Here is a 13,520-nt window from a genome sequence, read left to right on the forward strand (position 1 = left end):
CCACGAGCGGCCGGAATTGATTTTGATCAATATGGATACATCAGGGGTCAATGGCTGGCAAGCCATTCAAAGGCTCAAGGCGTCTAGAGCGACCTGGATGATTCCAGCTATCGCTATATGCAACCACTCCATAGAAGGAGATTTGCTGGTACAGGCTGGCTTTGATTCTTACTGTCGGCAGCCTGTATCGATTAAATATCTTCTGATGAAAATCGATGTTTTGGTGAATACGGATGCGGTCACCTTTAAACAGAAAGATGAATTAGCAGTTACCCCTTCGGGTATTAGATCTACAGAGACACTTGGCTCCGCAAAGCCGATCGGCCAGACCATGGTGGTGTATGTGGAAGATAGTTCTAGAGATAGTCAAACCATGGCTCAGATTATTGAGAGCGCTGGTTACAGCTACGCTAACATTTCTGATTCTTTGCAGGCTTTACCCCAACTCTTAGAGTACAAGCCTCAGCTGATCTTTCTAGATTTAGTCATGCCGGTGGTCAATGGCTATGAGCTTTGTGCTCAGATTCGACGCATTTCAGCCTTTAGCAAAACGCCGATTGTCATTGTAACGAATAATGACGGTATGATTGACCGGGTGCGGGCTAAAGTAGTGGGTGCTTCTGGTTTTGTGGGCAAGCCCATTGGAGAACAGCGGATTTTGAGGGTAGTTAGAAAATTTTTGAATCCGTTTCAGTCCATACCAGACGATTCTGTCACGTTGCGATCGCGACTTCTCAATAAGCTAAATCTATTCAAGGCAAGTTCTGATTTTCAACAAAACTTGGATAAATAGAGTTGCTCTGCTCCCATATCAGAGAGCATGCCTTTATATATATGTTTTTATTGTTGGGTTATCCCTGGGATTCTTTACCTGGAACATTTCTATGGATAGTGTAAGTATTGATGGCATTAGTTTTCACGCTCTGTCTAGACCGTTATATCAACTGAGCCCGCTTGACTGCTCTAGTTAGGGCATAAAAAATCAAACATCGCCTGAAATATAAGTTAATAATCATGCTCATTTTGTATTTATTTTTGTTTTAAAGGGTAGTTGAGTCAAATGGCTTAAATGTATAACTTATTTATTAAGGGCTATAGGGTGAAAAATTGCTGCAACATTGGCAGGCAAGGTTTCCTGATTCAGGATATTCCTGGCTGTACTCTTTAGAAGGCTTACATTCTCTATATTCCCTGTAAAAGACTGTCGTGTCAGCAAGGCTTTTCTCGGCTATCTATAATAGCTTAGATATGTGTTTATCTAATTTTTTAGATGGTTCTAGATAAAGGTTTCGGCACTTTTAAGAACAGCCAGTTTAATCTTTAGATCCTGAAAATTAATTTTCTAGTTACGCCAAACAGCTGACGATTTTGTATAGTCACTATATATTCTGATTTGATGTCCACCTATGCCCATGGGCAGATATTGGGTATGCCAGTTATAGCAAGTAGTTAAACCTTTTCTGTACCTTTCGTCTGCGGCTGAAACAATCAAGTTGGGCAGCATATAATCTTTCTTTTTCTATTTTGATTATCTATACGTGTTTGCCATGACCAAAATTTTGCTGATTGGGAATGAGCGGTCAAGTTACGGCGTATTGAGTCAGCAGCTTCAGACGTATAACTATACTTTAACTACCTCTATCGGTGGCGGAGACCAAGGAATTTTGCGGGCCATTAGAGAATCTCCTGACCTGATTTTAGTGGATTCAGACTTAGCAATTATCGATGGTTGGCAGGTCATTAAAATTATTAAGGCCTCTACGGTCACTCGATCAACGCCGGTCATCGTACTGATGTCCCCCACCGATCAAGAAGCATGGCAAAAGGTGCTTCAGTCAGACTGTGATGATTATTGCCTAAAGCCAGTGGGATTTACATATCTATTGGGTAAAATTCAGCGTCTGGTGGGACATGTTTTTAGCGCAAATCAGTCAGAAGTTAATGAGGAGGCATCATTTTCTCGAGATCTAGGTTTTCAAAATAAACAGGCTTCCCACGTCCCATCGCCTATTTCTTCGAATAATAGTAAGCCTGAGCCTTTGAGCAAATCGGTATCCGCGAAACCTCTAGTTATCTATATTGAAGATCATCAGGCAGACAGCCTCGCTATGGCAAAAATTGTTCAAAATAAAGGCTACAGCTATGCCAATATTGTTAATCCTCTTGAGGCCTTGCCCAAGCTGTTAGAGTTAAAGCCTAAGCTGATATTTTTAGACTTAGTGATGCCCTTAGTTAATGGCTATGAGCTATGTGCCCAGATTCGCCGGATGTCAGTATTTAAGACAATTCCGATTATTATTGTTACCAACAACGATGGGATTGCTGACCGGGTACGCGCCAAGGTTGTTGGCGCATCGGGTTTTTTGGGTAAGCCCATTCGGCCAAAACGGGTTGGAAAGGTGCTGGCCAAATATTTACAACCGGTGTCAAATGTTACCCAGGACAATACCGATCAGCCTGATTTTTCACCCCTATTCTAACTAGGGGTGCTGATGTCGTTTGGGTTACTGACATCAGCACTATTTGAATTGATTAAACATCCAGGAGATTTATGGTTACAGCTTTAGTGGTAGAAGATAGCTTGACGGATCGAGAACAGTTAACCCACCATCTTCACAATATGAAGATCATGGTAATTGGTGTCGAGAGTAGCGAAGAAGCGCTTTTCAAGATGCAGTCTACCAAACCTGATATCGTCTTTGTCGATGTGGTGCTGCCAGGGCAAAGCGGATTTGAGTTGTGTCGAGATTTAAAAACCAATCAGCAGACTCAAGATATTCCGGTTGTTATTTTTTCAACAAAGGATACGGACGTGGATAAACTCTGGGGCTCAATGTTAGGGGCAGATGCTTATTTGAGCAAACCTATCAATGCTGACCAGCTAGCCCAAACACTTCAAAACATCATCGGTTAGGGCCTATGAATGCAGCAGCAACTACCCATAGCACACAGGTGAATTCTCAAGAGGCATTTTTACAACCAGATCCCTTAGGGTTAGCCCCTATCCCTGAGGATACCCGTCAACGATTTCTGAGGTTTCGACTGTCTGGTGAAGATATAACTTTATTACCTTTGGCAAAGGTCGCTGAGGTACTACAGCTGACGACTGCCGAGATTTTACCCATTCCTGACGTACCTCCCTGGCTGTTGGGTATGTGTAACTGGCGCGGCGAAATGCTTTGGCTAGTGGATGTCAGTCGGCTCATGGGGGGAGTACCCCTGTGGCGTCAGGTCCCTACGCTAGAGCAACCCATGGTCATTGTTGTGCGCTCAGACGAACGGGCAGTGGGTTTGCTCGTAGAACAGGTGGATGATGCAGACCTGATTGCACCTGAAACCATTGTACATCTCAACACTATTGACTCTCCTATCCTGGCTCCTTTAGTGGCAGGACATCTTCCAAACCATCAAGGCATTATCCTTGATGCTGATCTCCTGATTGAGCATTCATTTCGACCACTCGCGTAATCAGTGTTGGCCGCATGTGCTGGCCGCATGTATTGAACGCATACTGGCCGCTAGATCTATTCAAACTTTCTAAGTAAACATCCACACGCTTAATTCTATGACTATGTCAGAAACCACTCCAGACAACAATGTTGTCCTGACGACACTGAATACAGTGGCAAAGGAAACGGACGATCAGCAGGCATCGCCTGAGGAGACACTGCGGTCCCTAACCTTAGATGCGATTGCACTTCCTCCTAGCCCAGGCAAACGGCCATTTGCGATCGCAAACGCCATGGCCCAAGCCACCCACCTTGATAATCTGTGTCAGATTACCGTCACCGAACTTCGTAAACAGTTTGTGGTAGACCGAGCCTTAATCTATCAATTTCAATCCTCAACCCATGGCACCATCATCGCCGAGTCCCTCACCTCTGGCTATCGACCAGTTTTGGGGCAGACATTAGCTGCCCTAGCCTTTGGCGCAACAACCACGCAGCACTATCAGCAACAAGCTGTTGTCAGTATTAATAATATTGCAGAAGAGGCTGCTACACCCTACCAAGCCCAAATTTTCCAACACTTGCAGGTGCAGGCTAGTCTCGGCTTACCTCTCTTTTTAGAAAACCAACTATGGGGCCTGTTAGTAGTTCAAAATTGTGCAGCCCCTCGCCAGTGGAATGATTCTGAGATTGCCCGACTCTATCAAGTCGGCACCGAACTTACTCTTAAGCTGCAGCCATTGCAGCTACAAGCCGAACGACAATTAATCTCTAGCCTGAGTGACAAGCTCCGTCAAGCATCTGACCAAGAAACCATCTTTCGGAGCGTCACTCGAGATGTTAGGAACCTTCTCAACGTTGATCGCGTGGCCATCTGTCAGTTTCGTCAAGACTACAGCCTTGAGTTTATCTTTGAATCCAAAGTGGGTCAGGTGGCACCGATGCTCAATGCTGTTTTAGCCGATAGCCATCTGCAAACGCAAAAAGGAGGAATCTTTCGGCAATCTGAACCATTTGTCGTTAATCATGTTGAGGAAGATCCGACGCTCACGCCTTGCCATATCGAGAATCTAATGGACTTTGATATCAAGGCGTGTGCCATTGTAGCCATTTATCAGGGCCAGAAACTGTGGGGCTTGCTGGGGGCCTATCAGCACAGTGGACCTCGATACTGGGACCACAATGAAGTCAAATTGCTGACTCAACTTAGCAATCTGGTCGGAGTCAGCCTGCATCAGACAGAACTCATGGAGGAAATGGCCAAAGCATCGGAAAACCAGGAGGCTCTGCCTGACATCATCAATAAAATTAGCAATACTGCCTATGCTGAAAAGATTTATCAAACAGCCGTACAAGAGGTTCGAAATCTTCTCACTGTAGAGCATGTCTGCATTTATAAATTTCGCCCCGACTATTTTGGTGACTTTATCTATGAGTCGGGTGCTAGTGGGTGGCCGTCACTGGTAGGCAGCGCCTGGGAAGATACCTATGTTCAAGAGAACCAGGGTGGCCGATTCCGTAACACGGAGCAGCCGTTTCTGGCCGATGATATCTACACAGCCGGATTGAGTGAATGCCATATTCAGACCTTAGAACACTTTGGAGTGAAATCCTTCTTGGTTGTAGCTATCAAACAAGAAGGTAACCTTTGGGGGTTATTAAGTGCCTTTCAACATAGTGGGCCTCGCCACTGGCTAGAGAGTGATGTCAAAGTGTTACAAGAAATCAGCCGCCAGATGGAAGCAAGTCTAAAAGGGGCTGATTATGTTGCTCAATTGCAAGAGCAGTCGGCCCAGATGACTAAAGCGGCTCAAATTGGTCGGGCGGTGTCCGATATTATTCCCAAGATTTTGCAAGCCCAGAAAACTGAGCAAATCTTAAAGTTGACCCAGCAGGCAGTGCGGCAGCTGCTGAAATGCGATCGCGTCGCTTTCCATCGCTTCAATGCTAACTGGAGCTCTGAATTGGTATATAAATCAAGTACGAAAAGTCAGGCCAGTTCGGATTTAGAAGAAAAGCTATCTGTAATTTGGCCAAATCACAATTTGCAGGAAACCCAGGGAGGTCCCTATCGAGACCAAGAAAGCTTAGTTGTTAATAATATCTATGCTGCTGGCCATGCACCGTTAGAGATTGAAATGCTGGAGGAATTTGGCATTAACGCCTATATGGCCATACCCATCTTTAAGAAAGGCCAACTTTGGGGTGTATTGAGTGCGTATCAAAATGAAAAACCACGGTCGTGGACTAATGCTGAGATTAATGCTCTCAAACAAATTAGCTTGCAGGTAGGAGCTGCTATGCAGCAAGCAGATTACCTAAAAAGATTGACCCTGATTACCCAGCAGGAACAACTCATCAGTAATATTATCGATCGTTTACGCAAGGCAAACGATTTACCTCAGACCCTGACAGTCGTAGCACGTGACATTCGTGAAATGCTTCAGGCTGATCGAGTAGGCATGTACCAATTTAATCCAGCAACTAACTACAATGTCGGTGAGTTTGTTGTAGAAGACGTTGCTCCAGGTATACGGTCAGCTATGGCTGTCAGGGTGCAAGATCATTGCTTCGCTGCAGGACAGGCAGAAAACTATCAAAAAGGTCGCTCCTGGATTGTCAATGATGTTAAAACCCTTGATCTACCCACTTGCTTGGTCGAGCTACTGGCTAGCCTCCAGGTACGGGCCAGTTTAGTCGTCCCCTTACTCAAAGGAGATGTGCTTTGGGGGCTATTTGCCATTCATCAATGTCAGGGGCCTCGCGAATGGCAAGACCTTGAAGTAGAGTTTGTTCACCGGATTGGAACACAGCTTAATTTGGCACTACAACAGGCTGACTACTTAGAACAGCTACAGGAGAAAAATAGCGCTTTAGAAGCAACAGCAACACGAGAAAAGCAATCTAAAGAACGACTACAGCAGCAGGTTATGCGACTGCTAACAGAAGTACGCCCAGCTTTAGACGGAGACCTAACCGTTAGGGCACCCGTCACCGACACTGAAGTTGGCACCGTTGCCAGCGCGTACAACAATACTCTCCAGAGCCTGCAAAAAATTGTACTTGAGGTAAAACAAGCCGCTGGGCAAGTAGGCCAGACATCCCAGTTTAGTAGAACATCCATGACCTCATTAAATCAGCAAGCTCAAAAACAGGCCACGGCCTTAGATCAAACGCTGACGCGGGTACAAGAAATGCTGAGTCTAACCGAAGCGGTTGCTAATGATGCTCAGCAGGTTGAAACGGCTGTTCAACAGGCAAATCTGACCATACAAAGTGGTGATACTGCCATGAATAATACCGTTTCTAGCATTATGGCAATTCGAGCGACAGTGGCTGACACCAGCCAACGAATCAAGCGACTGAGTGAATCTTCCCAGAAGATTTCTAAAGTGGTTAACTTGATTAGCCACTTCACCAATCAAACCCAGCTATTATCCCTCAATGCCTCCATTGAAGCTACTCGTGCTGGTGAGTATGGTCGAGGATTTGCTGTAGTTGCCGATGAAGTTCGCTCCCTAGCACGTCAGTCTGCAGAAGCCGCCACTGAAATTGAGCAACTGGTGCAAGACATTCAAATCGGAACAGCCGAGGTTTCCACCGCTATGGAAACCGGTATTCAACAGGTGGCAGAAGGAACTAGTCTAGTAACCGATACTCGTCAAAATCTCACTGCGATCGTAGAGGCAACCAGTCAAATCAGTAAACTGATTGAAGGTATTACCCAAATCACCCACCGACAAGTATCAGAATTCAAGGATGTTACCGTTAATGTCAATGAAGCGACAGAAATTGCCAATCAAACATCCACAGAATCAGAACAGCTGACCCAAGCCATTCATCAACTGTTAGCCACAGCTGAGGCACTCCAGGCTAGTACAAACAAATTTAAAGTTGCCTAGCGTCTGTAATATATTCTGTTTTCACCTCTACCACAATGTCTGAGTCAGTGCCGCCAGTGCCACCCTATTTTTTGCAGGAAGCCTCTGAACTGCTTCAGCAAATGGACGAAGAGTTACAAACTCTTCGTCAGGAATTTAGTATTCGAAAAGTCCATACCCTCATGCGCATAGCCCATACCCTCAAGGGAGCGGCCGCCAGTGTAGGGTTAGACACTATCAAAACCACAACCCATTCCCTAGAAGATGCGTTTAAAGCCCTATGTGTCCCCGATGCATCTTTGAGCATCGCTGTAGAAGAACTTATTTTTGAAACCTATGCCTGTTTACAGCTGTTGCTATCGGCACAGTTTACCAATACACCGATAGATGAATCAGACATCTTAGATCGGATGGCAGGTATTGTCTCACAGCTACAGGAAAATCTGGGAGACCAGTTTGGTGATACGGGTTATTTGCCCACATCCGCTGAACTCGGCTTTGACATGACCCAGTCTATCTTTGAGATGGGGGTCACAGAACGACTCAATGAGCTAGAAAATGCCCTCAAGCATCCCGATGCAGACGTTTTAGTATCCCTGCTACAGTCCCAGGCTGATATCTTTTTTGGTCTAGCAGAGTCTCTAAGCTTGCCAGGTTTTGGTGAGATTGTCCAAACCACGCTAATGGCCCTAAGCCATAGCCCCCACAAAGTTATTGACATTGCCCAAGCGGCTCTAGCCGATTATCGTGCTGGGCAAGCAAGTGTTCTACAGGGTGATCGTACCGCAGGGGGTAAGCCGGGTCCTGTCCTGCAAAAACTGAGTGGGCAACCCAGTGCTCCACCTAAAACACAATCATCTGACAACCAACGCCCTCCCTTAAAGGTTGTCTACCAGCGACAAACTACGAAACCAAATCGGATGAGCCAATTATGGCAACGATTGACTCGTCCAATTGCAGGCACTCCCAAGATATTAGATTTTGGAGCTAGTCAGACCGTTAGCAAGGAAGAAGAGAGTATTCCGGTCTCTGAAGCCTCGCTCACTATGCCTGAGACTGTATCAGAAGAGGCTGTGTCTGAAGAGGTCCTATCTGAAGAGGCCCTATCTGAAACTATCCCTAAAACCGAAGTTTTAGGAGAAGCTACTACAGAAGCTTTAACCCGGTTGGAGCAAGCTGTTGAGTCAAATCAAAAAAAATCAGACATAGAACCTCTCGACCCTGAGAAGCCATCTCCACCCAGCAATACACCTACTTTAAGAGTATCTATTGAGCATCTTGAGCAGCTCAACTATGCAATTGGCGAACTTTTAACCCAACAAAATCGCCAATCACTCTATCATAAGCAGCTCACAGGCAACCTAGAAAATCTTTCAGCTCGAATTCTCCAGCAACAGAAGCAACTATTTGAATTACAACAACAAACCGTCAAAGATTCGGCAGTCATACCCCTGTCTGCCGATCTAAAACAAACGTCACTGCATCAGTTCGATCCAATTGAGTTAGAGCAATATAGTCCCCTGCAGCCTGCTTTAGGTAACATAATCCAGCAGTTAGAGAGTGTTGAGGCCATTGATTTATTTGCTCGTCAAAGCCATGATATCCTCACTAAGCAGCAGCGTCTCGTAGGTAATCTGCGGGATACGATGTTTGATATCAGAATGCAGCCCGTAGAATCTATTCTACAGAGATTTCATCAGGTGCTTAGCCGGTTATCAGGCCAACATCAAAAACCTGTCACCCTGATAATTCAAGGTGGCAAAATTCTTATAGATAAATCCATTGCAGAAAAGCTATACGACCCTTTATTACATCTAATTCGTAATTCAGTTGCCCATGGTATCGAAACGTCGGATATACGCCAGCAGCGAAATAAACTAGGCTTTGGCACAATTACGCTCAATGTCACCCAGAAAGGTCGCTATCTAACTATCCAGATCAAGGACGATGGACAAGGTCTGCAGCTTGATAAGATCTCTCAGAAAGCTATCGACAGCCAACTCATTACCTCCCAAGAGGCTGCCCAATTAACACCAGAAAAAATCCATGATTTGCTCTTTGAGGCAGGATTTTCAACAGCTAATCAAATTGACGATCTCTCTGGTCGGGGCATGGGGTTAAGTGCTGTCCGAGCACAGGTGGAAGCATTGAATGGGAGTATTACAGTTACGTCAAAAACAGAGCAATGGACGTGTTTTACCCTAAGAATTCCAACTAAGTTGACCATTGCTAAATTATTGCTCTGTCAAGCATCTAATAAACAATATGCCATAATGACAGACACAGTTCAGCAAATTGTTATCCCTACAGCCAAACAAATTAGCAAACGAGAACATGTCAAGTTCTTAAGCTGGAAGTTTGAAGGTAAAGATTGTCTTATTCCTGTCATTGCCCTCTCAGATGCCCTCAATTACCAAGCAACACTGCCCAATCATACCTTGGGTAAGGGTAATATCTCCTCGGAAATGGAATTGGAAACTTTATTGAACCCAATTATATTGATTCAAAATAATAATCAGCTTGTCGGTTTAGAGGTTGAGCATCTTCAAGAAGAACAAGAATTAGTCATCCATCCTCTAGGGGAAATGGTGCCTATATCCACCTATGTGTATGGCTGCAGTACTCTTACCGATGGTCGTCTCAGCCTAGTACTCGATGGAACATTACTGGTACAGGATATTTTGCATAATCTTTCCCAGTCTGTGCTCGATATTTTCAACACCACTGGACAGATTAACTCAAATGATTCAACACCATCTCTACCCTTGGCACCGCCAAAGAAAACAATTTTAATTGTTGATGATTCAATTACAGTACGCAATACCCTGGCCACCACTCTACAGAAGGCTGGTTATACAGTCATCCATGCTAAAGAAGGTGTAGAAGCGCTACGCCAACTACAGCAAGTTCAAATAGATGCTATTTTGTGCGATCTTGAGATGCCTGGTATGAATGGGTTTGACTTTCTCAAAGTCCGACAGCGCACGCCCGATATTAATTCAGTACCCACGATTATGTTGACATCTCGTGCTGGAGCTAAGCATCGACTCCTAGCAAAGGAATTAGGGGCTACAGACTATTTGACGAAACCCTATCTAGCACCCCAACTGCTCGAAAAATTGGCTGCTGTAATGACTCCACCAACGGAGCCTCAACTGCTGGAGGCATCAAAAAATAAGCATGCATAGTGACCCTTCCCCTGAGCTGAAAAAATATATTTCGTTTCAAGTGGCGAGTTATTGGTATGTCATACCCGTCACTGAGATCCTAAAGGTTGTTAACTGCCCTCCTCCCAGCCAGGGTGGAGTCGTGGGTCTGGGGGTAGTACAGCTGGGTCCCCATACAATTCAGCTGTTAGATCTGTATCAGCTCTTTGAGGGTGATGCTGCTTCTAGAGCAACTTTAGAGTCCACATATCTAATCGTATTACAACGCCAGGAAAGCACTCTTTGGGGGATTACCTTAGGCACTCCTCCAGATCTCATTGAATTGCCCGCTTCAGATTTAAAGTCAGTCACACTTGCTAACCATATTATCCCTCAAAATCCTTGGATTAGTCATGTAGGTGTTGTCGTCGAACAGACTTGCAAGCGAACCTATTTACAACTCAACTTAGAAGCTTTATTACAGCAAAAGGTAGAACAGTCTGTGCACGGTCGCTAAATCTAGAACCGTTGCTAATTGAGAAATTTTCAACAAATAGAGGTGCTGTACAACAGCACCTCTATTTGTTCATTGGACTTGTCGATCAGCTTAGAATAAATACCCTAACCCTCCAACCGTAAATTAGCGGAATAATGCTTAGTTGTCTAGATCGGTAAAATCTCGGATGCCTTTATAGGAGGCTTCCTGGGCAGAATTATTACTGAGCCTAAGCTATTGGGTATTGAGAAAGTATGTCGTACATGCCGGTCATTATCGACCTAGATAAAAAAATCAAGCATTGTAAAGAACGCCAGTTTACTGGGGTGATGTCAATCGAAGCTGATGCGACAGTTCCGTGGCTTCTCTATTTTCTAGCTGGACAGGTGGTTTGGGCAAATACGCGCACCCACGCCAAACGACGTTGGCAAAGACATATTCTAAAGCACTGCCCAACATTAACCAAACAATCCTCTGATTTGGATCTAACTTACAATGTGCTGGCTAAATTAGTTATGCGCAAGCAGTTTAGCAGGGAGCAGTTTTCTGCCCTAGTAGCCGGCTGTATTTCAGAAGTTCTTTTCGATATCCTTCAACAAGGAACTCTATACTTCCAGACATCTAGAAAGTTATTAACTTATAGAGCAAGTCCTAGGGATGCCGCTAAGTTTTCTTGCATTGGTCTACAGTACATTCCTATATGGGAACAAGTACAACAAGATTGGCAAGCTTGGGAACAGTCACAGTTGATTAGTATTTTGCCTAATCAAGCCCCTGTCATTGAGCAACCTGAAAACTTGCGGGAGCGCACATCGATAACGATGTTTCGAGCTTTAACGGGCTTAGTTGACGGCCAACAGACTCTCCGGGACTTAGCATTGAGGGTTAAGCAACCTCTGCTGTCGTTAACATTATCGCTTGTACCCCACATCCGCACTGATTTTATTCGGATGGTTGAAATTGACGATCTGAATACCGATACGCTCCCTATTGGCAGTTCTTCTCTTACCTATCAAACGGCTGCCATTCAACCTCAGAAGGTGGTTACCCCAAGCGCTTCGCTAATGACCTCAACCCTCAAAACAGCTTCTAATGTTTCTACGATACTTTATATCGATGATAGCCCGACCGATAGCCAGGTCATGGGCCAGATCGTTCAAACTGCCGGATATCGTTATATGAATATTGCGGATCCCCTACAGGCTTTGCCACAGCTATTAGAAATTAAACCTAAACTCATCTTTCTAGACTTAGTGATGCCCGTTGCCAATGGGTATGAGCTATGTGCTCAGATTCGGCGGGTCTCGGCCCTGCGAGACATTCCAATAGTTATCGTTACTAACAATGATGGTATCGCCGATCGAGTACGTGCCAAAGTAGTAGGTGCATCTGGTTTTATGGGTAAACCGATTAAACAACAGCGAGTCTTAAAAGTGCTCAAGAAGTATATGCAAGACTCTGACAGCATAGCCAACACTATTCCACCAGGGTCTAATCTGTCACTCTCAGTGTGATATAACCAGGGCAAATGTTTGCTTTGAAGTATTTGTTACCTCCATCTACCTAATAGCTTAAGAGGGTCTATGTTAACTGCTTTGATTGTAGAAGATAGTCTAACGGACAGAGAGCGACTCACCCATTATCTTCAGCAATCAGGAATAACTGTTATCGGGGTGCAGAGCAGTGAAGAGGCTCTGCTTAAAGTTCAGGCTAAACTACCCGATATGGTTTTCTTGGATGTTGTTCTACCAGGCCAAAGTGGGTTTGAATTTTGTCGAGATTTAAAGACAAACAAACAGACTCAGAATATTCCTGTTGTTATCTGTTCAACTAAAAGTACAGAAGCTGATAAGCTTTGGGGCTCCATGTTAGGTGCTGATGCTTACTTGAGTAAACCGGTTGATCAGCACCAGCTGATGGCCACGCTTCAACAAGTAATGAGTTAGGGGAATTGGGCATGGTATCCACAAGCAGCGCACAACGGCCTCACTTGAAGGAAACGTCATTCCAAATTGATCCCCTAGGGTTAGCCCCCATTCCTGATGATACCCGCCAACGTTTTCTGAGGTTTAAGCTTTTAGGAGAAAATAGAACGTTATTGGCACTCAAAAATATTGCAGAAATACATCAGTTAAGTATCTCAGATATTTTACCAGTCCCAGAAATATCGAGCTCTATGTTGGGTATCTGCAACTGGCGTGGTGAGATTCTTTGGCTAGCAGATCTAAATGCATTGGTTGGGAATAGTTCTCTATGGCACCAGGCTCCATTTTTAGAACAGCCGATAGCTATTGTGGTGCAGTCAGCCCAAAAAAAGCTGGGATTAGTTGTAGAGCGGGTGGACGACATAGAGCGAATTGAACCTCAATCAATTCAGCAGAATACCGATCTCTGTCCTCCTCTATGGGCTCCCTATGTGGCTGGTTATATTGCAGAAAATCCAGGGATTGTTCTGGATGTTGCGGCCATTGTTGCCAGCTGCTTCCAGGAGCACCATAATCTGCCTCTCTTTTCTACAACACCAGTCTGAGCTTGTCTACAGCCGTTT

Annotated in this window: 10 protein-coding genes; all 10 read left to right on the plus strand. The window is 44.8% G+C overall.

Going from position 1 to position 13,520, the window contains the following annotated elements; genetic code table 11:
• Positions 1 to 793 (plus strand): response regulator (locus IQ260_RS03970; protein ID WP_228015517.1); only part of this gene is annotated, 793 nt, incomplete at its 5' end.
• A 754-nt stretch (positions 794 to 1,547) separates the two neighbouring features.
• A complete protein-coding gene (locus IQ260_RS03975; RefSeq protein ID WP_228015519.1) occupies positions 1,548 to 2,480 on the plus strand; it encodes a response regulator in 933 nt (310 codons plus the stop codon).
• A gap of 71 nt (positions 2,481 to 2,551) precedes the next feature.
• Positions 2,552 to 2,914, plus strand: coding sequence for a response regulator (locus IQ260_RS03980; protein WP_193991074.1), 363 nt, complete (start codon positions 2,552 to 2,554; stop codon positions 2,912 to 2,914).
• A 5-nt stretch (positions 2,915 to 2,919) separates the two neighbouring features.
• Positions 2,920 to 3,468 (plus strand): chemotaxis protein CheW, encoded by a 549-nt coding sequence (locus tag IQ260_RS03985; protein WP_193991076.1) that lies wholly within the window; start codon positions 2,920 to 2,922, stop codon positions 3,466 to 3,468.
• Positions 3,469 to 3,565: 97 nt separating this feature from the next.
• Entirely contained in the window at positions 3,566 to 7,351 is a 3,786-nt protein-coding gene (locus IQ260_RS03990; protein WP_193991078.1) for a GAF domain-containing protein, read from the plus strand.
• 35 nt (positions 7,352 to 7,386) lie between these two features.
• Positions 7,387 to 10,518, plus strand: a complete 3,132-nt coding sequence (locus tag IQ260_RS03995) for a hybrid sensor histidine kinase/response regulator (RefSeq protein ID WP_193991080.1) — start codon at positions 7,387 to 7,389, stop codon at positions 10,516 to 10,518.
• On the plus strand, positions 10,511 to 10,993 hold the full coding sequence (locus IQ260_RS04000) for a chemotaxis protein CheW (protein WP_193991082.1): 483 nt from the start codon (positions 10,511 to 10,513) through the stop codon (positions 10,991 to 10,993). The genes IQ260_RS03995 and IQ260_RS04000 overlap by 8 nt, the downstream gene beginning before the upstream one ends.
• Before the next feature lie 233 nt (positions 10,994 to 11,226).
• Complete coding sequence (locus IQ260_RS04005; RefSeq protein ID WP_193991084.1) at positions 11,227 to 12,486, plus strand: response regulator; 1,260 nt, start codon at positions 11,227 to 11,229, stop codon at positions 12,484 to 12,486.
• Between the two features lie 69 nt (positions 12,487 to 12,555).
• Positions 12,556 to 12,918, plus strand: a complete 363-nt coding sequence (locus tag IQ260_RS04010; RefSeq protein WP_193991086.1) for a response regulator transcription factor — start codon at positions 12,556 to 12,558, stop codon at positions 12,916 to 12,918.
• Positions 12,919 to 12,929: 11 nt separating this feature from the next.
• Entirely contained in the window at positions 12,930 to 13,502 is a 573-nt protein-coding gene (locus IQ260_RS04015; RefSeq protein ID WP_193991088.1) for a chemotaxis protein CheW, read from the plus strand.
• The last annotated feature ends 18 nt before the right edge of the window (positions 13,503 to 13,520 follow it).

Origin of the sequence: Leptolyngbya cf. ectocarpi LEGE 11479, assembly GCF_015207065.1 — a bacterium.
Taxonomy (GTDB): Bacteria; Cyanobacteriota; Cyanobacteriia; order Phormidesmidales; family Phormidesmidaceae; genus Leptothoe; species Leptothoe ectocarpi.

Coding starts and splice junctions, on each gene's coding strand:
- IQ260_RS03975 (WP_228015519.1), top strand. CDS start 1,548: ATGACCAAAATTTTGCTGATTGGGAATGAGCGGTCAAGTTACGGCGTA.
- IQ260_RS03980 (WP_193991074.1), top strand. CDS start 2,552: ATGGTTACAGCTTTAGTGGTAGAAGATAGCTTGACGGATCGAGAACAG.
- IQ260_RS03985 (WP_193991076.1), top strand. CDS start 2,920: ATGAATGCAGCAGCAACTACCCATAGCACACAGGTGAATTCTCAAGAG.
- IQ260_RS03990 (WP_193991078.1), top strand. CDS start 3,566: ATGACTATGTCAGAAACCACTCCAGACAACAATGTTGTCCTGACGACA.
- IQ260_RS03995 (WP_193991080.1), top strand. CDS start 7,387: ATGTCTGAGTCAGTGCCGCCAGTGCCACCCTATTTTTTGCAGGAAGCC.
- IQ260_RS04000 (WP_193991082.1), top strand. CDS start 10,511: ATGCATAGTGACCCTTCCCCTGAGCTGAAAAAATATATTTCGTTTCAA.
- IQ260_RS04005 (WP_193991084.1), top strand. CDS start 11,227: ATGTCGTACATGCCGGTCATTATCGACCTAGATAAAAAAATCAAGCAT.
- IQ260_RS04010 (WP_193991086.1), top strand. CDS start 12,556: ATGTTAACTGCTTTGATTGTAGAAGATAGTCTAACGGACAGAGAGCGA.
- IQ260_RS04015 (WP_193991088.1), top strand. CDS start 12,930: ATGGTATCCACAAGCAGCGCACAACGGCCTCACTTGAAGGAAACGTCA.